Below are 21,217 nucleotides of genomic sequence, written 5' to 3'. Positions count from 1 at the left end.
CCTACCCCCGCCTCGCGAACATGTCCCGCGCGGCCAGGATCGCGCCGCCGACGATCAGGATGCAGGCGACCCCCACGGCGGGCGTGAAGTCGCCCTGGCCGAAACCGATCAGCAGCAGGGTGGAGAGCAGCGGGGCGGAGTAGGCGAACGCCCCCAGCGCCCGGATGTCCCCCCGCTTCACCCCATGGTCCCAGGTGAAGAAGGCGAGTCCCACGGGACCCAGCCCGAGGCCCAGGATTGCGAGCCAGCCGGTCGCGTCCGGCCAGACCGTAGTCTCCAGCGCCAGATGGCAGGCGAGCGCCAGCAGCGCGGTCGCGCCGCAGAAGCCGCCGACCGCGTCGGTCGGCACGTCCCCGACCCGGCGGCTGAGGACGGAATAGCCCGACCAGATGAGCGCCGAGCCGATCGCCGCCATATAGCCCAGCGCATGATCGCCGCTGAGGGTCACCCCGCCATCCCTGGCGATCAGCAGCGCCGCGCCGGCCAGCCCCATCGCCGCGCCGGCGACATGCCACCAGCGCAGCCTCTCCCCCGGCAAGAGAGCCGAGAACAGCACGATCAGCAGCGGCCAGGTGTAGTTGATCAGGCTGGCCTCGACCGGCGGGGCGAACTTCACCGCCACGAAGAACAGGAAATGGAAGCCAAACAGGCCGCCGACGCCCAGCAGCCACACCAGCGGCCCCTGGCGGAGCGGCGCAACCGGCGACCGGCCCTGCGACAGCGGCCAGAGGAGCCCGATCAGGAAGGCCTGCGCGAAGGCCATGGCGACAAGCTGGAAGGGCGGCACCGCGCCCGTCAGCGTCGTCAGCAGCGCCAGCGTCGCCCACATCAGTACGGCCGTGCCGCCGATGAGGGTCGCGCGCCTCGTGTCGGCGAGGGAGGCCTGGAGCGCGGCGTCGGTCATCGGCGGGTCGTCATCTGTTCAGGCGCTGGAGATGGGCGGCGAAGGCTTCCACCGGCGCCTCGTCGGCCAGGAGGCCGGCGGGCACCGAGAAATGGCCCTGGGGACGCACATAAACCTGATTCTCCGGCACGCGCCAGCGCCGGGCGATGCCCATCCCCTGTTCGAAGGGCGCAATGGTGTCGACGGAGCCCAGCACCATGAACACGTTCTCCGCCCCCATCGCGGGATCGCCCGTCGGATCGGTCAAAGGACGCCAGCGGGCCAGCTTCTCCGCCGTCCAGCCATTCTCCAGCAGCACCCGGTCGACGCCGAACGCCTTGGCGAACGCCCCTGTCAACGCGATGTCCTGGATGCCTTCCGAGGTGGTGAAAAGCAGCAGCGCGTCCGCCCGTGCCTCCTCCGGCCAGCAGCCGGCATGGACGGCGGCGAGCTGGCTGGCAAACGCGCCCATGCTGATCCCGCTCCAGCCGACCGCCCCGCGCGAGGTCCGCCGCGCCCAGCGGGTCAGGATGCCGGCCTCCCGCACATGGGCGGAGAAATGGTCCAGCACGCCCAGCGGCGTCCGCGCCACCAGCATCTCCCCGCCATAGCGGCCCTTCGGCCGGCGGCGGCCGTGCCACGGCGCCTCGACGGCGATCACGCGGATACCGCGCCGGCAGAGCGATTCCACCTCGCGCAGCGGCCCCCGCACATGATCGGCCTCGATGCAGATGCCGTGGAGGTAGATCACGGTGGGCGGATCGGCGATCCCGGCGGGCTCGAACACCCTCGCCCAGCATTCGCCGCCCATGTCGGGCTCCGGGCAGCGGAAGCGCAGCCAGTATTCGATGCCGAGATCGCTCGCCACCCGCCGGCTCTCCGTCACCGCCGGTCCCGGCTCCGCCAGCGCATAGGCGTGGGCGGGATCGGCCAGCCGCGCGCCGTGCCGGGCGGCGACCTCCGCCTCCGTCGGGATCTCCCAGCGGCAGGCGGCTAGCCGGTGGGCACGGGCGAAATAGGCGAAGCGCAGGCGGGTCATCGCCAGCGCGTGGGCGGCGTCCAGCCGCTCCTCCTCCGCCCTCACCATGTCGGCGGGGTCGTATGGTCGCCGGCCGAACAGCGCGCCGCGCCACCGTTCCTCCGCCCCGTCGGCGCGGGCGGCGGCGCGATCGACCTCCTCCAGGCTGCGGGAGAGCCAGTTGGACCGGGTGACCTTCGCCGGATCGACCGGGACCTCGGCGCAGAACCGGTCGATGTCGCCGCCGGCGATTTGTGCCGCTGCCCAGGCGCGCGACATGGGCAGCATCCAGTCCGCCAGCAGCCGCAGCGTCACATCGTCCAACCAGGGCCGCGCGATGAGCGAGCCGAGCGGGCTGCGCATCAGCCGCCCCACGTCCGGCCGCGCCCGCAGCCTGGGCGGGGTCGGTGGGCGGGTGGAGGCGGACAGGCGGATCACCCGGCGAGTCTCCTCCCAGGCGACCAGCCCGTCCAGCTCGTCCAGCGCGGCCCAGCGGACATCCTCCGCATCGTCGGCGGCCAGGGGCTCTCCCGACTGCCACTCCGCCGCCACCTCGACCAGCGTGTAGTGATATTGCGTCCGCCCCGCCTCGTCGGGCGTGATGCTGTCGACGACGGTGACGATGCCGGTAGGGGCGACGCGGATGCCGGTCTCCTCCGCCACCTCGCGCTCCGCCGCCTCGAACACCGTCTCCCCGACCTCCTGGCCGCCGCCGGGCAGGCCCCATTCGCCGGCGCGGGGCGCACGGCCGCGCCGCACCAGCAGGACCCGGTCGCCGCGCCACACGACGACGCCCACCCCAACCCTGACGGCGGCGGGATATTCGCGGCCGTCGCCGGTCATTCCTTGAAGCGATCGTCCACGGGGATCCGGTATCCGACGGCCAGGCGATTGGTCTGGTTCGCCATTCCGGTCACCGCCATCAGCTCGCCGAACATGGCGTCGGTCATGCCGGCTTTCCGCGCCCCGGCGGTGTGGGACGCGACGCAATATTCACAGCCATTGGTCACGCTGACGGCGAGATAGACCATCTCCTTGACCACGGGATCCAGCGCGCCCGGCTCCATCACCGTCCTCAGGTTCTCCCAGGTCCGTCGCAGGCTCTCCGGATCGTTCGCCAGCGCCTTCCAGAAATTGTTGATCCAGTCGGTCTGGCGGACAGCCATGATGTCGTCATAGACCGCCCGCACCTCCGGCGTCGCATCCTCATACTCGATCAGCGCCATGTTTCCTCGCATTCCCGGAAAGGGTTCGATCACGCGGCGACCACGGAAATGCGCGCCGCCGCCCGCGAGCGGGGCTTCTTCCGGATGACGATCTCTATGTCCCGGTCGAGCGCCGTCAGGAACGTCATCAGCCGTTCGACGGAAAAGCCTTCGAGCCGGTAGTTGGCCAAAGCCGAAACCTTCGGCTGGTTCACGCCCAGGAGAGCAGCCGCCGAAACCTGTGTCAGGCGACGGCGAGTGATGATCCCGTTGATCGTATGCGCCAGCCGCAGCTTCGTCTGCCGCTCTTCCGCATCCGCGTAGCCGAGATCGGCGAACACATTGCCTGTGCCCCTGACGATCGCGGTCTCCTCATCCGCCGGGGCGGGAGTCTTTCGATCTGCCATATCGGACCTCATAATCCTGCCGAGCCAGCTTCAGCCTTCTTTCGACGACATCCACATCTGTACGGGCGGTCCTGACGCCCTTCGGCGATTTCTTCTGGAAGGCGTGGAGGACCCCACCCAATCGAGCGGCCTTTCGCCGGGACGCGCCGGCCGCGCCACCTCTTCTATATCCTACTTCTGGGATAAGCGGTCAAGCTGTTGCTCTGCTCAATACACCCCGCCTTCCCCTCATGGTGAGCCCGTCGAACCATCTGGAACATCAAAGTCCATCATGCGCCGGACTTCGCCGCCGGTGAAGCGGCGAAGGCCTATGGATTCCGGATCAAGTCCGGAATGACCAACAAAAACAAGGTCATGCTGGACTTGATCCAGCATCCATACGGTGTGCCGGCTGCCGGGACCGCGCCCGCCCCATTCATACTCAATACATATGCTGGCCGCCATTGATGGAGAGGGTGGAGCCGGTGACGAAGCCGGCTTCGTCGGCGACCAGGAAGACGACGCCGCGCGCGATCTCCGACGCCTGGCCCAGCCGGCCGACCGGCACGCGGGCGACGATCTTCTCCAGCACCTCCTTCGGCACGGCGCGGACCATGTCGGTGTCGATATAGCCCGGCGCGATGGCGTTGACGGTGATGCCCTTGGCCGCACCCTCCTGCGCCAGCGCCTTGGTGAAGCCGTGGATGCCGGATTTGGCCGCCGCGTAGTTCACCTGCCCGTACTGGCCGGCCTGGCCGTTGATCGAGCCGATATTGACGATGCGGCCGAAATTCCGGTCGCGCATCCCGTCGATCACCACCCGGCACATGTTGAAGCAGGAGCCGAGATTGGTGTCGATCACCTCCTGCCAGGATTTCGCGTTCATCCGGTGCATGGTGCCGTCGCGGGTGATGCCGGCATTGTTGACCACAACCTCGACCGGCCCCAGATCGGCCTCGACCTTCCGGACTCCTTCCTGGCAGGCGTCGAAATCGGACACGTCCCATTTATAGGCCGGGATTCCGGTGCGCTGGGTGAATTCCCGCGCCCGCTCGTCATTGCCGCCATAGTTGGCGGCGACAGTGTAGCCGGCCTCCTTCAGCGCGACGCAGACCGCCTCGCCGATGCCCCTGGTGCCCCCGGTGACCAAAGCTGTCCGCGCCATCGCATTTCTCCCTGTCGGTTGTTGTTCTTCCCTTTTGAAACGCCGTCAGGCGGCCTCGACGCAGAGCGCGATGCCCATGCCGCCGCCGATGCACAGCGTGGCGAGCCCCTTCTTGGCCGACCGGCGGCCCATCTCATGCAGCAGCGTGATCAGCACGCGGGCGCCCGACGCGCCGATCGGATGGCCGATGGCGATCGCCCCGCCATTGACGTTCACCCTTGCCGGATCCCAGCCCAGCTCCTTGTTGACGGCGCAGGCCTGGGCGGCGAAGGCCTCGTTGGCCTCGATCAGGTCCAGGTCCTCGACCGACCAGCCCGCCTTCTCCAGCGCCCGGCGGGAGGCCGGGATCGGCCCCGACCCCATGACCGCCGGATCGACGCCGGCCGTCGCCCATGACGCGATCCGCGCCAGCGGCTTGAGGCCGCGCCGGCCCGCATCGTCGGCGCTCATGAGCACCAGCGCCGCGCCGCCATCGTTGAGGCCCGAAGCGTTGCCAGCGGTCACCGTGCCTTCCTTGTCGAAGGCCGGGCGCAGCTTCGCCAGCCCTTCCGCCGTGGTGTCGGGCTTGGGATATTCGTCGGCGTCGACGATCGTGTCGCCCTTGCGGCCCTTCACCGTCACGGGGGCGATTTCGTCCTTGAAGCGGCCGGCCTTCTGGGCGGCGGCGGCCTTCTGTTGGGAGGCCAGCGCGAAGGCGTCCTGGTCCTCCCGCGTGATCTGCCAGCGCTGGGCCACATTCTCCGCCGTATTGCCCATGTGATAGCCGTTGAAGGCGTCCCACAGGCCGTCGCGGATCATGGTATCGATCATCTTCGGGTCGCCCATCTTGACGCCCGCGCGCAGATGGATGGCGTGGGGCGACAGGCTCATGCTCTCCTGCCCGCCCGCCACGACGATCGCGCTGTCGCCGGTCTTTATCGCCTGGCTGGCCAACGCCACGGCGCGCAGGCCCGACCCGCAGACTTGGTTGATGCCGTAGGCGGTGCGCTCCTTCGGGATGCCGGCGGCGATCGCCGCCTGACGGGCGGGATTCTGCCCGGCGGCGGCGGTCAGCACCTGGCCCAGTATGACCTCGTCGACCTCGTCGGCGGCGACGCCCGCCCGTTCCAGCGCGGCCTTGATGGCGACCGTCCCCAGATCATGGGCCGGCACCGTCCCCAGCCCGCCGTTGAAGGCGCCGACGGGCGTCCGGGCGGCGCCCACGATTACGACATCGGTCATCTGCTCATGCTCCCAGGAATGTGCGGGACCGACCGCGAGGGCCGGGAAAGGATTTAACCTTCGGACGATACGGCACGCCGACGGCGGGGCGCAACCGGCCGCTCCGATTTGTCCCGGCCCCCCGACAACCACGCCGCCAGCGGCTCCCAGACAGCCTCGCGGGCCGCGGCGGAGACGACCATGCCGATATGGCCGAGCGGCGGAGCCAGAATCTCCGACCCCGCCATCGCCTCGGCCAGGGCGCGGGCGCTTTCCGGCGGCACGATGCGGTCGCGCGCCGGGATCAGATGGAGGCTGGGGCAGCCGACGCGGCCGGGCAGCACCGGCTCTCCGGCGATCCGCCAGTCGCCCATGGCCGGCGTATTGCCGCCATACCAGTCGACCAGGCATTCCTCAGCGACCGGCGCGGCCAGCGCCATGCCGTCATTCAGCCAATCCTCCAGCGCGACGAAGGATTCCGCCGCTTCCGATTCCGGGTCCATGGCGGCGAAACGGGCGAATTTCCGCGCCGCCAGTAGCGGGTCGAGCGACAGGAACAGCGCCTGGAGGGCGTCCACCGGCAGCGAACCCCAGGCGGAGAGGAAGGGCCGCCATGGCGCGGCGAGCGCCGCCAGCCGCCGGGCCGCGCCCTCCCCCGCCGCGTGGAAATCCCAGGGCGCGGCCATCAGGGCCAGCACCGACACCTCCCGCGGCCGCCTTTGGGCGAGCGCGACGGCCAGCGTCCCGCCCATGCAATATCCGGCCACCGGAACCGGCCCGCCCGTTTCGGCGACCGCCTGATCCAGCGCGCGGTCCAGCCGCCCGGCGACATAGTCGGTGAGGTCGAAGCGCTGCTCCTCCGTCCCCGGCTCCCCCCAATCCAGCAGCATCGGCCGCAGGCCGCGCCTGGAGAGGAACCGCAGCAGGCTGCGCGGTTGCGAAAGGTCCAGTATGTAACCGCGATTGATCAGGGACGGCACGAACAGCACCGGCCTTCCGTCGGGCGGGCCGTAATCCAGCAGGCGGCTCCCGCCTTCCCGCCACAGCACGGGCGGGTCGTCCAGGGCACGCCGATAAGGGTGGGCGCGGTACCGCTCCAGCCCCGTCAGGAAGGCGTCACTTCGCCTTCGGACCGCCCTTTCGACCGCCTGGGCCAGATCCGCCGGATCGGCCGCCGCGAGGCTTGGGGCGAGGTCGCTCAGCCTTCCGTCCGGTTTCCAGGGCGGCAAGCCGCTCCTCAAGAGCGGCAACGCGGCGAGCGATGTCGTCCACGTCGCCTGCGCCGCGGTCAGGTGAAGGCCGAGCGGCCTGGGGCCCTGCCTTTTCATCGGCCTCTTCCGATCCGGCCCCGGCGAAGATCGGGGCGGTGAAGGGAGCCGCCATCCACGGCGCGGCGGCTTCGGAGAACAGCCCCGCCAGCCGGCCGAACGCGTCGGCGGATCGCGGGTCGGACAGAAGCGCCGTCCATTGGTCCTGCCACAGCTCCAGATAGCGTTGGGCGAGAGAATCGAGATCGGGCGGTTCGGCGTCGGGCGGTTTCGCAGCCATGGCCGCACTATAGCGGCACGGCCGGGACGAAGCCTAGCCTGCACCGGCGCGACTGTCACCGCCCCGCGGGAAATTCCCTTTCCGCTAAACGCCGATAAGACGAATCCTTGCCACCCATCGCCGGGACGCGTACCACTATCAGGGCTTGGTGGCAGTGCATCATCACTGCTTGTTCGCCGCCCACGCCTTTCTGCCTCGGGAGATGAACCGTTCCGATGAGCACATCACAGTCCGGCGAGAAGCCGTCGCCGATCACCATCAAGAAATACGCGAACCGGCGACTCTACAACACGGCGACCAGCAGCTATGTGACGCTGGATCATCTGTGCCATATGGTGAAGGAGGGGACGGAGTTCGTGGTCTACGACGCCAAGTCCGGCGACGACATCACCCGCTCCGTCTTGACCCAGATCATCGTGGAAGAGGAGGCCAAGGGGCAGAACATGCTGCCGATCGGCTTCCTCCGGCAGCTCATCAGCCTCTATGGCGACAGCATGCAGTGGATGGTCCCGCAATATCTGGATCATTCGATGGAGACCTTCGCCCAGAACCAGGACCAGATGCGGCGGTATTTCCAGGAGACGATGTCGGGCATGTTCCCGTTCAACGCGCTGGAGGAGATGGGCAAGCAGAATATGGCGATGATGGAGAACGCCATGAAGATGTTCACCCCCCTCCCCAACGGCGAGACGAAGAACCCCGCCGCCTCCGGCGCGCCCGGCGATCTGGAGGCGTTGCAACGCAAGCTGGAAGACCTCCAGCGCCAGATGGCCGCCATGGCGGGAATGGGGACGGGCGCGAAAAAGAACTGAGTCAGCTTTCCCCGCATTCGTCATTCCGGACTTGATCCGAAATCCATAGGCCGCCGCGGCTTCACCGGCGGCACAAGATCAAGCCCAGCATGACGACTGAGCCCGAAGGATGCCGGCGCGGACGGTCGCCGCCCGCTACTTCTTCGAATCGTGCTCCGGCTTGCCCTTCCGTTTGGTCGAGGCCATCTTGTCCAACTCCTTCTCGCTCATCGATTTGTACATCGATTTCGAAGGGCCCTTCAGGTCGCTGACCTTCTCGTCGCCGCGCTTGGCGGCGAGGGCCGCGCCGGCGGCCTTCTGCTGGGATTTGGATTTGGCGGGCATCGGGAAACCTCCTTGTGACCGGGTTCTGATCCAAGAACAGCGTCCGGGCGCGGCGGTTCCTTAGATCCCGAACTCCATCGACAGCCGCGACAGCCGGACGCTGAACAAGGGCTGCAGCCCCGTGAGGAACCTCAGCGGGCCGTCCGCCGCGAACCGCCAGCGCGCGCGACCGACCTCGATCCGCGCCCGGGCCCGCATGTCGGTGAGGATCGGTCCGTCCTCACCTGCCTGCGCCGTCATCAGCCGGAAGCGCCACCGCCCCGGAAGCTTGAACAGGGGAGCGAACTGGAGCGCGGCGTAGGTCCGGCCCTCGATCTCCGCCCGCGCATGATATTCGTCACCCCGGAACTCCTGGAATTCCGCCAGCTCCTTGGGAATTCCCCAAAGCGCCCGCCCGCCGACGCGCGACGCCGGACTATCAACCCTGATATCGGTGACGGTGACGCCGCGGCGGCCGTTCGCGCGAACCCGCACGGCGGCAAGCATTTCGCTGTAGGAGAGGATGCCGCCCGACCCGTAGGCCGCCCAGGCCGTACCCGTCAGTACCCGACCGAACCGCACGGCCGGCGCAATCCCCTCGGGCAACCGGCCCGCGATCTCCGCCACCGGGACCGGCCAGACCGAGAGATACATCACGCCGCGCAACTGCCAGGGGGCCGGCGGATAGGGGGTTCCATCGGCCCCGCGCGGCCACGTCGCGCTTTCCGCCTCGGTCGGAAAAGGAGCGTCCGTCCCGGTCATCGCCAACCGAAAGCCACGCCGAGAAGCGCGAGCAGAACAAACCCGGCCAGCCCGGCGATAAAAATCGCCCGCCGACGCCGGCTACGCAGGATAATCTCTCCCTGCCGGACGTCCCGCGCGGCATGGGTCCGACCGTCTCCGCCATTCTCTCCTTGCTGGGCCATGCGGGTACAAACAGCGTCCGTCGGACGCTTGTTCCGTCGGCGGAGCTACGAAAAAGGGTATGAGCTGGCTGGGGCGCCAGGGATCGCGCCGCTGTTCGTTTCGGCCTGTCTATTGTGGCTTGGCGCCCGTTCTAATGCTGAATGCGAACGACACATTGGGCTGGATCATGGCTCCTCGCCCAACTCGCGGAGCAGGCTCGCACATCCCACAGGAAGGCCCTGGGATCACGCCGCATAGACGGATTCCTTCGTCCTTTCGATATCCCGGCGAACATAGGGGTTGCGAATGGCGGCCTCCATGACGAGGTCGACTAGCCGCGCCAGCTTCGCCGCAAGATCTTCCTTCAGCGCCAGGATGTCGCCTAGCGAGGGCGGATTGTGGTCCGGCTGGAACTCGACCACAAAATCGACATCCGACCGGTCCGGATCGCTATCGATTGCGTGAAGGCGCCTGGTCAGTCTTCCCGCATCGAGATGCCGTAAGCGCGGCCGGCATCGCGCAGCCAAGCCATCATCCAGTCCCCGTAGCTCCGCGCGACCAGGATGCGCACCGTTTCCCCGGCGCTGCGCCACAGCAGCGCCGGTACATGAGCTAGCCCGGTCATCTGGGCGGCGCCGACGGGAAACCCCTCTGTTGCCCCCCCCTCCGGGGGGAGTGTGGGAGAGGGAGCTAGAGTCTGGTCGGACAAATCGAGCGCCGTTCCCGCCGCCAGGATGTCGAGCACGCGATCCCCCGACAATTCCAGGGCCGCATAGCCGTCACCAACGTCGAACGCGACCCACGGACCGCCATCGTTCAAGGCGGCTTCGACCTGCGCCAGCGCCGCCGCGCCGGCATCGTCCAGCGCCATCGCCAGGATCGATCCCCGCGCGGTCCGGAAGGCGACGAGAGAGCCGTCGCCGCAGGCGCGGCCACCCACGAGCGGCTCCGGCAACCCCGCCGGCAGGCCGGCCGGCGACCGGTCCACGGCTTCGAACTTGACGATCCGCCCCGGCTCGAAGGTTCCCAGCATCGGCTCAGCCATGGAGACGCACTCCCTCCGGATCGACGAACACCGGCGATCGGACGATCACCTCCACCGCCTCGCCCTTCAGCGGGAAGGCCGCGACCAGCCGCTCGCCATGCCGCTCCCGCCCACGCTCCAGAAGGGCGAGCGCGATCGGCTGACCCATCGCCGGGCTGAAGCAGGTCGACGTGACGTGCCCCTGCATCCTGACCGGCGGCGCCGCGTCCGCCCGGGCCACGATCTGAGCGCCCGGCCGGATGCGGCTTCGCCCGTCGGCGGGGACCAGGCCGACAAGCTGCTTCCGGTCGGGCGCTGCGAGGGCGGGGCGGTCCAGCATATGGCGGCCGACGAAATCATCCTTGGTTCGGCTGACCATCCGGCCGAGCCCGAGATCGTCGGGCGTCGTCCGGCCGTCCAGCTCCGGCCCGGCGACATGGCCCTTCTCAATTCGGAGCGTGCCCAGCGCCTCCGTGCCATAGGGCGTGATGCCGAACGTTTTCCCGGCCTCCATGAACCGGCGCCAGGCCGCCTCGCCATGGCCGAACGGCACATTGACCTCATAGGCCAGTTCGCCCGAGAAGCTGATGCGGAAGACCCGCGCCGCGACCCGGTCGATCGTCGTCTGCAGGATGCCCATGAAGGGCAGGGCCGTGTCGGCGACGGCGTCCTCGCCCAGCACGAGGGCCAGCACCTCGCGGCTCCGCGGCCCGGCGATGGCGAAAGACGCCCATTGCTCGGTCACCGACACGGCGGCGACCCTGAGCTCCGGCCAGACCACCTGGAGGTGCCGGTCGATATGACCCATCACCTGGACGGCGTTCGCCGTCGTGGTCGTGACCATGAAACGTCGGTCGGCCAACCTTGAGACCGTGCCGTCGTCGTACACCACGCCGTCCTCGCGCAGCATGACGCCATAGCGCGCGCGTCCGACAGCGAGGCGGCTGAACGCATTGACATAGAGCCGGTTCAGAAGCTCGACGGCGTCCGGCCCGGCGATCTCGATTTTGCCCAAAGTCGAGACGTCGACGATGCCGACGGCCTCCCGCACCGCCGCCGCCTCGCGGGCGATCGCCTCGCCGATGGTCTCGCCCGGCCGGGGATAATAGCGCGGCCGCCGCCACAGCCCGGCATCGACGAAGACGGCGCCGGTCCGTTCGTGCCATCCATCCATGGCGCTTTTGCGCAAGGGCTTCATCAGCGCGCCGCCGGTGCGGCCGGCCAGCGCGCCCAGCGCCACCGGCGTATAGGGCGGGCGGAACGTCGTGGTGCCAACCTTGGGGATCGATTCCCGCCGCAACTCCGCCATCACCGCGTGGCCGTTGAGGTTGCTGGTCTTGCCCTGGTCGGTGCCCATACCCAGCGTGGTATAGCGCTTCAGATGCTCGACCGAGACGAAGCCCTCGCGATGCGCCAGCTCGACATCTTCGACCGTGACGTCGTCCTGTATGTCGACGAAGGCCTTGCCCCGGCGCCTGCCCCCCGTCGGCACGCGCCACAGCGGTTCCGTTCGCGCCTCGTCCTCGTCCGGCAGGTCGGGTAGATCGATCGTCGCCGGCGCGCGGCCGAGGGCCTCGGCTGCCGCCGCGCCGGCTTCGGCGCCGTCACGCAGGATCGCCATGGCGCCCACCGCGCCCCCGGCGCGCCCGACGGTCCGCATGGCTTGCTTCACCTTGCCGGGGACAAATGCCGCCAGGGTGTCGTCCCACGCCACCTTGCCGTCCGACTGGCTGTGCAGATGGACGACCGGCGACCAGCCGCCGGAGACGCACAGCAGGTCGCAGTCGATCTTCGTCGTCCGGTCGAGGGCATGCCTCGGCGCGACCAGGACGCCCGCGACGGCGCCGCGCCCACGGACGCCGACGACAACATGCTCCGCCCGCACCTCGATCCCGCGCTGCCGCGCCTGGTCCAGGGCCGCCCCGCCGGCCACCGCCCGACAGTCGATCACGGCGCCGACCGTCACCCCCGCATCGTGCAGGTCGAACGCGGTACGCCAGGCGTCGTCGTTGTTGGCGAAGACGACGGCCCGCCGGCCCGGCGCGACGCCATAGGCATTGACGTAGCCCCGCGCGGCCGATGCCAGCATGACGCCCGGACGGTCGTTGCCGGCGAAGGTCAGCGGCCGCTCGATCGCCCCGGTCGCCAGCACCACGCGGCGCGCCCGCACCAGCCACAGGCGCTGGCGCGGTTGTCCCGGCGGCGGCTCGGGCAGATGGTCGGCGACCCGCTCGACCAGGCCGACGCCGTTATGGTCGTAATATCCGAAGGCGGTGGTGCGGGGCAGCAGCGTCACGTTCGGCGACGCCGACAGCTCCTCGATCGCCGCCTCCGCCCAGTTGAGCGCCGCGTCCGGGCGCTCGAACCTGAGCGCGCCGCCGAAGACCGGACGATCCTCCGCCAGCATCACGTTCAGCCCCGATCGCGCGGCCGTCAGCGCCGCCGCGAGCCCCGCCGGGCCGCCGCCGACCACCAGCAGATCGGTATGGGCGTGGCGTCTGTCGTAGCGGTCGGGATCGGCCAGCGTCGCCGCCCGTCCCATGCCGGCGGCGCGCCGGATGAACCGCTCGTAGAACATCCAGGCCTTGGCCGGCCACATGAAGGTCTTGTAGTAGAACCCGGCAGGGAACAGCGGCGACAGAAGCCCGTTGACCGCCATCAGATCGAACCGGGCGGACGGCCAGCGGTTCTGGCTCGCCGCCACCAGCCCGTCATAGAGTTCGACCGTCGTCGCCCGCGCGTTCGGTTCCCGCCGCGCGCCGTCACGCAGCTCGACCAGCGCGTTCGGCTCCTCGACGCCCAGGCCGTAGACGCCGCGCGGCCGGTGGTACTTGAAGCTCCGCCCGACGATGCGGACGCCATTGGCCAGCAGCGCGGAGGCGAGCGTGTCCCCCGCGAAGCCGGTCAGCGCCCGTCCGTCGAAGGTGAAGCCGATCGGCCGGCCGCGATCGATCAGGCCGCCGGCGGCCAGGCGGTGGCTCTGCGCACTCATCTTCCGTTCGTCCCCGTCTCCGACTCCGCCGGCGTTGCGGCAAGCGCGGTCTCCATGACCTCGTGGGTCGTCACGTCCCGCCGCACGCGGAGCCACTGCCGGCAGCCCTGGGTGTGCTGCCACAACTCCCGGTGCGGTCCGCGCGGGTTGTCGCGAAGATAGACGTAGTCCTGCCACGCCTGGGCAGGCGCGCCTGGCGAGGGCCGTGCGACCGTGCCGTCGCCGCCATAGACGAATTCGGAGTGGTCGCGCTCACCGCACCAGGGGCAGCGGATGATCATCGGGCGTCGGGCCTCCGTCAGTGGGCGCCGGGGATCGGCCCGGCGCCCTTCTCGTCGATCGTGGCGCCGGCCTCGAACCGCTCCAGCGAGAACGCCTCGTTCAGCGCGTGCGGCCGGTCATGGGCGATGGTGTGGGCGAACACCCAACCCGATCCCGGCGTGGCCTTGAAGCCGCCATAGCACCAGCCGCCATTGACGTAGAGCCCGTCAACCGGCGTCCGGGCGATGATCGGGCTGCCGTCCATGGTCATGTCCATGACGCCGCCCCAATGGCGCAGCATCCGCAGCCTGCCGGTGCACGGGAACAGCTCGACCGCCGCCTGCGCCACATCCTCGATGATCGGCAGGTTGCCGCGCTGGGCATAGCTGTTGTAGCCGTCCAGATCGCCGCCCATCACCAGCCCGCCCTTGTCGGACTGCGAGACGTAGAAATGTCCGGCGCCATAGGTCACGACCGTGTCGATCAGCGGCTTGACCGGCTCCGTCACGATGGCCTGGAGGACGTGGGATTCGATCGGCAGCCTCAACCCGGCCAGTCCCGCCACATGGCTGGTATGGCCGGCGACCGCCATGCCGATCCGCCCCGCGCCGATATGGCCGCGGCTGGTCTCGACGCCGATGGCGCGGTTGCCCTCGCGCCGGATCCCGGTGACCTCGCAGTTCTGGATGATGTCGATGCCCAGCCGATCGGCGGCGCGGGCGAAGCCCCAGGCGACGGCGTCGTGCCGCGCCGTGCCGCCGCGCGGCTGCAGCAGGCCGCCATGGATCGGGAACCGCGCCCGGTCCGAGGTGTCGAGCAGCGGCACGAACTCTTCGACCTGCCGGCGGTCCAGCAGCTCGGCGTCGATGCCGTTGAGCCGCATCGCATTGCCACGACGGGCATAGGCATCCAGTTGGGCGTCGCTGTGCGCCAGGTTCAGGGCGCCGCGCTGGCTGAACATGACATTGTAGTTGAGGTCGGCGCTCAACCCCTCCCACAGCTTCAGCGACCATTCGTAGAAATGCGCGTTCGGCTCCAGCAGGTAGTTGGAGCGGACGATGGTCGTGTTCCGGCCGGTGTTGCCGCCGCCCAGCCAGCCCTTCTCGACCACCGCGACGTTGCGGATGCCGTGGTTCTTCGCCAGGTAATAGGCCGTCGCCAGCCCGTGCCCGCCGCCGCCGACGATGACCACGTCATAGGACGCCTTCGGCTCCGGGTCGCGCCACGCGGCCGGCCACCCGCGATGCCCCCGCAGGGCTTCGCGGCCCAGCCTGAAAATGGAATAGCGCGTCATCGACATTCAGCCCCCATGCCGCACCCTACCGTCATCGACGGTCGGCGGCGCATCATCAGCAAAACTTATGCACGACAGTACTGCGGGAGGCAGGGCTTGACCCGCCGCTGTCCGGTTGAAGTCCGATGCAGTTTTTGATGAAAATACATTGTAATATTCTCCTGTAGAGAGAAGCGACGAGAGCTCCCGCGTCCGGGGCCTCGACGGGATCGCATCAGCCGATCACCGATTTCTGTGCGAGATCGCCGCCTCGCCAGAGATAGAGCGCCAGCAGCGGCTGACTGGAGGTGCGCATCGCGTGAGGGCGCCAAGGCGTATGGTGGATGAGCGTTCCTGGCGAGTGCTGGGCGAATCCGGCACCGCCCTTCCGCCAATCGGCGGCGCCCGAGAGCACGAGATACACCTCTTCGGCCTTGTGCCGGTGCGGCGGGTACTCGACCTCCGGCCCGAGCAGAAGGAACCCGCAGGCGATCGCATCGCTGCGGAACGGGCCTCTGAGCCCGATCAGTTCGCTCCACCCGTATCGCTCCAGGAACGTCGCACCGACCTCCGCCTCGCCATAGGTCTGATTCCAGGCGAGCAAGGGCGCGGAGCGAACGATCAGATCGGTCAGAGCCTGGGTTGCCTCACACGCATTGGCGCCGGTTTCGTTCAGCCAGCGCAGAACCGGCAGGCTCTTCGGCGTCGGCTCTTGCCCGAGCGATTGAGATATCCCGAACGATCCGATGAAGGGCTCGATCGGCTTGGCCCGCAAGGTTTCCAGGAGATCGGCGACCGCCTCGCGGAGGCCGCGTACCGCTTCACGCGGCGATACGTTTCTGTTGGTTGGCACCGCACTGCACTCCCGGTTTCATGCCGCGGGCCTACTCACGAGTCCGCATTGGGGTCGGCTATAGAATCTGCGAGAGGAACTCGCGCGTTCTCGGGTGCTCCGCTTCCTTGAAGAAGGTCGCGGGCGGGCCATGCTCGACGATCACCCCGGCATCGGTGAAATAGACATGGTCGGCGATCTCCCGCGCGAAGCCCATCTCGTGGGTGACCAGCGCGCAGGTCATGCCGTCCTCGACCAGTTCGCGGATCGTGACCAGCACCTCCTTCACCGTCTCCGGGTCCAGGGCCGCCGTCACCTCGTCGAACAGCATCACGTCGGGCCGCATCGCCAAGGCGCGGGCGATCGCCACGCGCTGCTGCTGGCCGCCCGACAGCTCACCCGGATAGGCCGATTCCTTGTCCGACAGCCGGACCTTGCGCATCAGCGCATGGGCCCGCTCCTCCACCTCCCGGCGGTCCTCCTTCAGCACGTGGACCGGCGCCATCATGACGTTCTGCAGCGCCGTACGGTGGGGGAACAGATTGTACTGCTGGAACACCATCGAGACCTTGCGGCGCAGCCCCAGCTTCTCCTTGTCGCCGTGCAGCGTATGGACGGCGAAACCGCCGACATGGATCTCGCCCTCGTCGATCGGCGTCAGCGCGTTGACGCAGCGCAGGATGGTCGACTTGCCCGACCCCGACGGGCCGATGATGCAGATCACCTCGCCCTTTGCGATGTCGAACGAGACGCCCTTCAGCACCTCGATCGCGCCGAACGATTTGCGGACGTCCCGGACGCGCACGATCGGCTCGGCAGGTCCCGTCGAAGAGACATCGGTCATGCCGTTTCTCCTGGTCATTGAAGCACCGCCGTCCGGCGCTCGAGCCAGGCCGTGAAGCGGGCGATCGGGTAGCAGTAGGCGAAGAACCACAGCAGCACGTAGCCGTAGACCGGGATCAGCAGATCGGTCCGCGCCTCGGCGCTCAGGACCCGTCCGGCCAGGGTCATCATGTCGGCGACGCCGACCACGGAGGCCAGCACGGTCGCCATGGTCAGGATGGCGTAGAGGTTCATCCAGGGCGGCAGCATGCGTTTCAGGCATTGCGGCAGGATGATCATCGTCATCGTCTGCCAGCGTGAGAAGCCCAGCGTCCGGGACGAATCCCACTGTCCCGACGGGATCGACTGGATGGCGCCGCGGACGATCTCCGACACGTTCGCCATCACCGGCAGCGCCAGCCCCAGCGTCGCCTTGAGCCAGCCGGGGAAAGGAATGCGCGCGTCGCCGATCCGGAACTCGAACGGCAGCAGGAACATGGTGAAGAACAGCAGCACCAGCCACGGCGCGTTGCGGAAGAAATGGGTGACCAGCCAGGCCGGCCGCCGCACCGCCCCGGTCTCCGCCACCTGCGCCATGCCCAGGCCGAAGCCGGCGGCGGTGCCGATGGCCATGGCCAGGAAGCTCATCACCAGGTTGAAGGCGAAGCCCCGGGCCAGAAGCGGCGTCCATTTCCACAGGACCTGCCAGAACGGCGGCTGGCCCGAACCGGTCTGCGCGACCGCCGCGCCGGCGATCAGCACCAGCACCAGCCCCGCCGACCAGACGAGCCCGTTGGCCAGCGAGGCGCCGGTGTGCCGGTCAGGCGCGGTCATTGGCCGAATCCCGGCAGCCGCAGCCGCCGCTCGATCCGGTGCATGACCCAGACCAGCAGGCTGACCAGCCCGACATAGGTCACCAGCAGCACGATCATCATCTCCGGCACGTTGACCGCGTCGGACCAGATCTGGTTCGAGACGTAGAGCAGCTCCGGCACCGCGATGGCATAGGCCAGCGATGTCGTTTTCACCAGATTGACCAGATTGTTGTTGAGCGCCGGCAGCGAGATGCGGAAGGCCAGCGGCAAGACGATGTGCCGATAGGCCTGGAGCCGGGTGTAGCCCAGCGCCTCGGCCGCTTCCCGGGTCGCGGTCGGAACCGCCTCGATGCCGGACCGGAAGATCTCGACATTGAACGCCCCGGCGAAAAACGACAGCGAGATGACCGCCCAGGTGAAGCCGCCCAGCATCGGCTCCATACCGCCCCAGTCGTTCGGCACCTTCGGCAACAATTCGCCCAGCGCGAAATAGAAGAAGTAGAGCTGCACCAGCGGCGGCGTGTTGCGGAAGAACTGGATATAGGCCTGGAGGGCCTTCCGGACGACGGTCGACCGCACGCCCTGCGCCCACGCGCCGACCACGCCGATCACCAGCGACAGGGCGATGCAGATCGCCGACAGCTCGATCGTCGTCAGCAACCCCCACAGGAATCGCCGCCGGTCGAACCCGTCATAGACGATGGTCAGATTGACGCCGGTGGCGTCGTAGAGCTGCTGGAACCAGGCGGCGATGACTTCCAAGGGGACCCGTTTTCTTCGTTCCTTACATTCAAAACCCCATCCTGAGCCCGTCGAAGGATGGGCTGCTCAGCACTGCGCGGTCGCCGAAACAACCGCACCCTTCGACAAGCTCGGATGCGATGGGTGAGGGAGAAGGTTACTCCCCGTATTCCTCGTGCATCGCCTGGGCGAACGGGCTGGGCTGGATGCCCCATTTCTCCTCCAGTTCGAGGATCGTCCCGTCGCGGTGCCAGTCGATCGTCACCTCCGAGATGAACTGCATCATCTCCTCGTCGCCCAGCAGGACGCCCATGCCCCAGGGCGAATCGTCGATGGTCTCCAGCGGCATCTCGTAATCGCCCCAGGTAGCCGTGTCGGCGAGGGTCGAGACGATCAGCGCGTCGTCGTAGACGAAGGCGGCGCAACGCCCGGACTGGAGCGCGTTGAGCGCCTCGGAGGTGCCGGTGAAGGCGACGATCTCAGCGCCGAACTCCTCGGCCGTTCGCCGGTTGTAGAAAGCGCCCTGAATGCCGCAGACCGGCAGGCCGTCCAGGTCATCCCATTCTTCCAGGCCAACCGACTTGCGCGCCAGCACGTTGGTGCCCGAGGAATAGTAGCTGGGGTCCGGGATGCCGACGACCGCGGCCCGCTCCTCGGTGTCGGTCATGGTCGCGATCATCAGGTCGATCCGGCCCTGCTGGACGAACTCCATCCGGTTGGACGCGATGACCGGCACGAACTCGATCTCAACGCCCAGGCGCTCGGCGATGTCGCGGGCCAAATCGGGCTCCATGCCGACGATCTCGCCCGACGGATCGATGAAGCCGAACGGCTTGTAGTCGGCCTTGACGCCAACGACGATCTTGCCCCGGCTCTCGATGTTCGCCAGCGTTTCCTGGGCTTCCGCGGCTCCCGGTACCGTCGATGCCGCCAGCGCGACCGCGGCGACGGCCATACCGAATTTCAACTGCTTCATGTGTTGCCTCCTGTCTTGGACTTGCGTGGAAGATTGTAGCGCCGGAGGTCGTCGGCCTCCGGGTCATTGGCCTCAGAGTCGTCGATCACCGCGATGCCCTGTCCGACCGGCTCGAAGGCGCGGTGAAGGGCGGGCACGCCCTGGTCGCGCAGGAACCGGCGATAGAGCGCCGCAAGGTCCCGTGGCAGGTCGGCCAGTTCGCCGCGCCGCGCCATCAGGGTGAAGGTCCGCCATATCCCCGGCCCGGGCAACGGCATGTGCCGCACCGCCTCGGCCCTGTAGCCGCATTTGTAGAGGCAGAGCGGCGTTGTGATCGCCCAGCCGATGCCGGCCGCGACCAGGCTGATCAGGCTGTTGGTCTCGTCGAACTCGAACCGACGCGGGATGTCTAGATTGAGCCGGCGGAGGTGGCGGTCGATCTGCCGTCCGATTGCCGACCGCGCACTGTAGCGGATCAGCGGCGCGACCTCGGCCAGCCGGGCAAGCTGGACCTCCTCGCCGTCGCGAATAAGGAAGCGCGGCGCGATCAGGATATACGGCTCCCGCACCAGGGGATGGCGTTCCAAGCCGTCCAGATCGTCAAGATCGTCCAGCGCATCGGTCGCGACGACCACGTCCAGCTCCCGGGACATCAGCGCGTCGTGCTGCAGCGGCGACAGCCCCGACCACAGGGTCAGATGCGCCGCCCGGTCGCGCATCGTCTTGATCAGATCGGCCCCGAATGCGGCGGCGAAGGAATCGACGAAGCCCAGGCGGAGCCGGGGCAGCGAAGCCTGCGCCGACTGGCGCAGCAGGTTCGGCAGCCGGGCAAGATCGGTCAGCAGCACTTGCCCGTGATCGCGTAACAATGTGCCGGCGGCGGTCAGCGCGACCGGGCGGGTGCGCCGGTCGATCAGTTCGACCCCGATATGCCGCTCCAGGGCGCGGATATGCTGCGACACCGCCGGCTGGGTCATGCCCAGGCGCCGCGCGGCCCCGGTAAGCGAGGCCGACTCGCACACCGCGCCGAAAATCTGCAGAGATCGGAAGTCGATGGGATGTTCGCCCCGCATGCCCGTCACCATTCTCGGGATCGTAGTCTCGCGGAACGCGGTCGAGCAATATAGCCCCATCACCATATCTTATGATGACCATAAGATAGAACCACTGGGATAGCGAGCGAGCGACTGCATGTCAGCGCCGCGATCCAGCCGAACACTCAGAGTTGCTCGATCTCGAACACCCAGCTATCGGGCAGGATCCGGTTCTCGATGAGCTTGGCGATGCGGGGATCGAGTTCATCAGGAGCGAAGGTTCCGCATCGTGAGAGCGCCCGGCGAAAATCGACTTGCGGGCCGAGATATTCGAGCATCACGGTCGAGGCCGAGGGCATGCGTCCGCGTTTCAGGGGGCCCCCGGTCTGCAGCCCGAGCAGGTAGTCGACGCTGGATCGGTAGGACGGATAAAGCATCATCTCGGTAATCGAGGTTGCAAGAAGCCTCTCGTACTCGACAACCATGATGCGTTCGCCGAGGAAGAAAGCCATGCCGTCATATTTCGACACTTCGGCGGGCTGCCCCACCTGATGGGCATGTCGCTCGATATTCTTCCAGTAGTAACGGCCGTCACGTTCCCAGAGCATGGCAAAAGAACGGATGATCCGGCCCGGATAGCTGAACGCGTAGAAATAACGATAGTAACAGCCGACATAGCGATCGAGCCTCGCCGACAGTCGAACGAGTTTTTCGATCTGGCGCACATAGGGCGGCGCGGCGATCTCGCCGCGCCGGTCGCGCCGCAGAGATAAGAGGTCGGCGAAGCGACCCTCTTCCAAGAGCAACTCGGATTCGGTGACGCCGAAGAAGTCGCAGATGCGGCGCATATTGTGGCGCGATGGCCTGACTTGGCCGGACAGATACTTGTTGAACTGCTGTCGATTAATTCCCACTCGCCGGCAGACGTCGGCGATCGAGGGGAAAAGGCTGCAGGCGAAAGCCAGGTTGGCGGGAAAGGTATCTTGCATCTGCCTATCGCAACCTGTCGCAGAATTGTTGTCAACCTGCTCAGAAGAGCGAA

Annotated in this window: 23 protein-coding genes; 1 reads left to right on the top strand and 22 read right to left on the bottom strand. The window is 67.9% G+C overall.

The window, feature by feature from the left end:
- Position 1 precedes the first annotated feature (1 nt).
- From AAFN89_RS13130 to AAFN89_RS13095, 8 genes are all read right to left on the bottom strand, one after another.
- Entirely contained in the window at positions 2-904 is a 903-nt protein-coding gene (locus tag AAFN89_RS13130; RefSeq protein ID WP_347539517.1) for a DMT family transporter, read from the bottom strand.
- Between the two features lie 10 nt (positions 905-914).
- The gene (locus tag AAFN89_RS13125; protein WP_347539516.1) at positions 915-2,744 is read right to left on the bottom strand and encodes an NUDIX domain-containing protein; all 1,830 of its coding nucleotides are present in this window, start codon (positions 2,742-2,744) and stop codon (positions 915-917) included.
- The gene (locus AAFN89_RS13120) at positions 2,741-3,127 is read right to left on the bottom strand and encodes a carboxymuconolactone decarboxylase family protein (protein WP_347539515.1); all 387 of its coding nucleotides are present in this window, start codon (positions 3,125-3,127) and stop codon (positions 2,741-2,743) included. Before AAFN89_RS13120 ends, AAFN89_RS13125 begins: the two co-directional genes overlap by 4 nt.
- Before the next feature lie 29 nt (positions 3,128-3,156).
- Entirely contained in the window at positions 3,157-3,513 is a 357-nt protein-coding gene (locus AAFN89_RS13115; RefSeq protein WP_347539514.1) for a helix-turn-helix transcriptional regulator, read from the bottom strand.
- Positions 3,514-3,741: 228 nt separating this feature from the next.
- Positions 3,742-3,888 (bottom strand): hypothetical protein, encoded by a 147-nt coding sequence (locus tag AAFN89_RS13110; protein ID WP_347539513.1) that lies wholly within the window; start codon positions 3,886-3,888, stop codon positions 3,742-3,744.
- 46 nt (positions 3,889-3,934) lie between these two features.
- Positions 3,935-4,657, bottom strand: a complete 723-nt coding sequence (phbB, locus tag AAFN89_RS13105; protein WP_347539512.1) for an acetoacetyl-CoA reductase — start codon at positions 4,655-4,657, stop codon at positions 3,935-3,937.
- A gap of 45 nt (positions 4,658-4,702) precedes the next feature.
- On the bottom strand, positions 4,703-5,878 hold the full coding sequence (locus tag AAFN89_RS13100) for an acetyl-CoA C-acetyltransferase (protein ID WP_347539511.1): 1,176 nt from the start codon (positions 5,876-5,878) through the stop codon (positions 4,703-4,705).
- A 53-nt stretch (positions 5,879-5,931) separates the two neighbouring features.
- Positions 5,932-7,185 carry an alpha/beta fold hydrolase gene (locus tag AAFN89_RS13095; RefSeq protein WP_347539510.1) on the bottom strand — a complete coding sequence of 418 codons (1,254 nt, stop codon included), beginning with the start codon at positions 7,183-7,185 and terminating at the stop codon, positions 5,932-5,934.
- A 435-nt stretch (positions 7,186-7,620) separates the two neighbouring features.
- Between AAFN89_RS13095 and phaR the strand changes: the two genes are divergently transcribed.
- Entirely contained in the window at positions 7,621-8,217 is a 597-nt protein-coding gene (phaR, locus tag AAFN89_RS13090) for a polyhydroxyalkanoate synthesis repressor PhaR (RefSeq protein ID WP_347539509.1), read from the top strand.
- 135 nt (positions 8,218-8,352) lie between these two features.
- On the opposite strand, the gene AAFN89_RS13085 is transcribed toward phaR, so the two are convergent.
- The 14 genes from AAFN89_RS13085 to AAFN89_RS13020 form a co-directional block, all read right to left on the bottom strand.
- Positions 8,353-8,541, bottom strand: a complete 189-nt coding sequence (locus tag AAFN89_RS13085) for a DUF3008 family protein (protein WP_347539508.1) — start codon at positions 8,539-8,541, stop codon at positions 8,353-8,355.
- A gap of 60 nt (positions 8,542-8,601) precedes the next feature.
- Positions 8,602-9,282: an acetoacetate decarboxylase family protein gene (locus tag AAFN89_RS13080; RefSeq protein WP_347539507.1), complete on the bottom strand. Its 681-nt coding sequence runs from the start codon at positions 9,280-9,282 to the stop codon at positions 8,602-8,604.
- A gap of 389 nt (positions 9,283-9,671) precedes the next feature.
- Complete coding sequence (locus tag AAFN89_RS13075) at positions 9,672-9,848, bottom strand: hypothetical protein (protein ID WP_347539506.1); 177 nt, start codon at positions 9,846-9,848, stop codon at positions 9,672-9,674.
- A 53-nt stretch (positions 9,849-9,901) separates the two neighbouring features.
- Positions 9,902-10,471, bottom strand: coding sequence for a hypothetical protein (locus AAFN89_RS13070; protein WP_347539505.1), 570 nt, complete (start codon positions 10,469-10,471; stop codon positions 9,902-9,904).
- Positions 10,464-13,442 carry a sarcosine oxidase subunit alpha family protein gene (locus AAFN89_RS13065; protein WP_347539504.1) on the bottom strand — a complete coding sequence of 993 codons (2,979 nt, stop codon included), beginning with the start codon at positions 13,440-13,442 and terminating at the stop codon, positions 10,464-10,466. The genes AAFN89_RS13070 and AAFN89_RS13065 overlap by 8 nt, the downstream gene beginning before the upstream one ends.
- Entirely contained in the window at positions 13,439-13,723 is a 285-nt protein-coding gene (locus AAFN89_RS13060) for a sarcosine oxidase subunit delta (protein ID WP_347539503.1), read from the bottom strand. Before AAFN89_RS13060 ends, AAFN89_RS13065 begins: the two co-directional genes overlap by 4 nt.
- Positions 13,724-13,740: 17 nt before the next feature.
- Positions 13,741-14,997 carry a sarcosine oxidase subunit beta family protein gene (locus tag AAFN89_RS13055; protein WP_347539502.1) on the bottom strand — a complete coding sequence of 419 codons (1,257 nt, stop codon included), beginning with the start codon at positions 14,995-14,997 and terminating at the stop codon, positions 13,741-13,743.
- Positions 14,998-15,211: 214 nt separating this feature from the next.
- Positions 15,212-15,829 carry a dimethylsulfonioproprionate lyase family protein gene (locus tag AAFN89_RS13050; protein ID WP_347539501.1) on the bottom strand — a complete coding sequence of 206 codons (618 nt, stop codon included), beginning with the start codon at positions 15,827-15,829 and terminating at the stop codon, positions 15,212-15,214.
- A gap of 58 nt (positions 15,830-15,887) precedes the next feature.
- The gene (locus AAFN89_RS13045) at positions 15,888-16,652 is read right to left on the bottom strand and encodes an amino acid ABC transporter ATP-binding protein (RefSeq protein WP_347539500.1); all 765 of its coding nucleotides are present in this window, start codon (positions 16,650-16,652) and stop codon (positions 15,888-15,890) included.
- 14 nt (positions 16,653-16,666) lie between these two features.
- Positions 16,667-17,464 carry an amino acid ABC transporter permease gene (locus AAFN89_RS13040; RefSeq protein WP_347539499.1) on the bottom strand — a complete coding sequence of 266 codons (798 nt, stop codon included), beginning with the start codon at positions 17,462-17,464 and terminating at the stop codon, positions 16,667-16,669.
- Positions 17,461-18,207: an amino acid ABC transporter permease gene (locus AAFN89_RS13035; RefSeq protein WP_347539498.1), complete on the bottom strand. Its 747-nt coding sequence runs from the start codon at positions 18,205-18,207 to the stop codon at positions 17,461-17,463. Before AAFN89_RS13035 ends, AAFN89_RS13040 begins: the two co-directional genes overlap by 4 nt.
- Positions 18,208-18,343: 136 nt before the next feature.
- Complete coding sequence (locus AAFN89_RS13030) at positions 18,344-19,162, bottom strand: transporter substrate-binding domain-containing protein (RefSeq protein WP_347539497.1); 819 nt, start codon at positions 19,160-19,162, stop codon at positions 18,344-18,346.
- Positions 19,159-20,214 carry a LysR family transcriptional regulator gene (locus tag AAFN89_RS13025; RefSeq protein ID WP_347539496.1) on the bottom strand — a complete coding sequence of 352 codons (1,056 nt, stop codon included), beginning with the start codon at positions 20,212-20,214 and terminating at the stop codon, positions 19,159-19,161. The genes AAFN89_RS13030 and AAFN89_RS13025 overlap by 4 nt, the downstream gene beginning before the upstream one ends.
- Before the next feature lie 146 nt (positions 20,215-20,360).
- Positions 20,361-21,164, bottom strand: a complete 804-nt coding sequence (locus AAFN89_RS13020) for a helix-turn-helix transcriptional regulator (protein WP_347539495.1) — start codon at positions 21,162-21,164, stop codon at positions 20,361-20,363.
- Between the last annotated feature and the right edge of the window lie 53 nt (positions 21,165-21,217).

Origin of the sequence: Inquilinus sp. CAU 1745 (assembly GCF_039839375.1) — a bacterium.
Lineage (GTDB): Bacteria > Pseudomonadota > Alphaproteobacteria > DSM-16000 > Inquilinaceae > JBDOQU01.
Note: the sequence above shows the minus strand (reverse complement) of the source record. Positions and strands in the feature narration are given on the sequence as shown.

Coding starts and splice junctions, on each gene's coding strand:
- AAFN89_RS13085 (WP_347539508.1), bottom strand. CDS start 8,541: ATGCCCGCCAAATCCAAATCCCAGCAGAAGGCCGCCGGCGCGGCCCTC.
- AAFN89_RS13110 (WP_347539513.1), bottom strand. CDS start 3,888: ATGCTGGATCAAGTCCAGCATGACCTTGTTTTTGTTGGTCATTCCGGA.
- AAFN89_RS13100 (WP_347539511.1), bottom strand. CDS start 5,878: ATGACCGATGTCGTAATCGTGGGCGCCGCCCGGACGCCCGTCGGCGCC.
- AAFN89_RS13020 (WP_347539495.1), bottom strand. CDS start 21,164: ATGCAAGATACCTTTCCCGCCAACCTGGCTTTCGCCTGCAGCCTTTTC.
- AAFN89_RS13065 (WP_347539504.1), bottom strand. CDS start 13,442: ATGAGTGCGCAGAGCCACCGCCTGGCCGCCGGCGGCCTGATCGATCGC.
- AAFN89_RS13025 (WP_347539496.1), bottom strand. CDS start 20,214: ATGCGGGGCGAACATCCCATCGACTTCCGATCTCTGCAGATTTTCGGC.
- AAFN89_RS13070 (WP_347539505.1), bottom strand. CDS start 10,471: ATGGCTGAGCCGATGCTGGGAACCTTCGAGCCGGGGCGGATCGTCAAG.
- AAFN89_RS13095 (WP_347539510.1), bottom strand. CDS start 7,185: ATGAAAAGGCAGGGCCCCAGGCCGCTCGGCCTTCACCTGACCGCGGCG.
- AAFN89_RS13125 (WP_347539516.1), bottom strand. CDS start 2,744: ATGACCGGCGACGGCCGCGAATATCCCGCCGCCGTCAGGGTTGGGGTG.
- AAFN89_RS13055 (WP_347539502.1), bottom strand. CDS start 14,997: ATGACGCGCTATTCCATTTTCAGGCTGGGCCGCGAAGCCCTGCGGGGG.
- AAFN89_RS13130 (WP_347539517.1), bottom strand. CDS start 904: ATGACCGACGCCGCGCTCCAGGCCTCCCTCGCCGACACGAGGCGCGCG.
- phaR (WP_347539509.1), top strand. CDS start 7,621: ATGAGCACATCACAGTCCGGCGAGAAGCCGTCGCCGATCACCATCAAG.
- AAFN89_RS13120 (WP_347539515.1), bottom strand. CDS start 3,127: ATGGCGCTGATCGAGTATGAGGATGCGACGCCGGAGGTGCGGGCGGTC.
- phbB (WP_347539512.1), bottom strand. CDS start 4,657: ATGGCGCGGACAGCTTTGGTCACCGGGGGCACCAGGGGCATCGGCGAG.
- AAFN89_RS13040 (WP_347539499.1), bottom strand. CDS start 17,464: ATGACCGCGCCTGACCGGCACACCGGCGCCTCGCTGGCCAACGGGCTC.
- AAFN89_RS13080 (WP_347539507.1), bottom strand. CDS start 9,282: ATGACCGGGACGGACGCTCCTTTTCCGACCGAGGCGGAAAGCGCGACG.
- AAFN89_RS13060 (WP_347539503.1), bottom strand. CDS start 13,723: ATGATCATCCGCTGCCCCTGGTGCGGTGAGCGCGACCACTCCGAATTC.
- AAFN89_RS13115 (WP_347539514.1), bottom strand. CDS start 3,513: ATGGCAGATCGAAAGACTCCCGCCCCGGCGGATGAGGAGACCGCGATC.
- AAFN89_RS13045 (WP_347539500.1), bottom strand. CDS start 16,652: ATGACCGATGTCTCTTCGACGGGACCTGCCGAGCCGATCGTGCGCGTC.
- AAFN89_RS13030 (WP_347539497.1), bottom strand. CDS start 19,162: ATGAAGCAGTTGAAATTCGGTATGGCCGTCGCCGCGGTCGCGCTGGCG.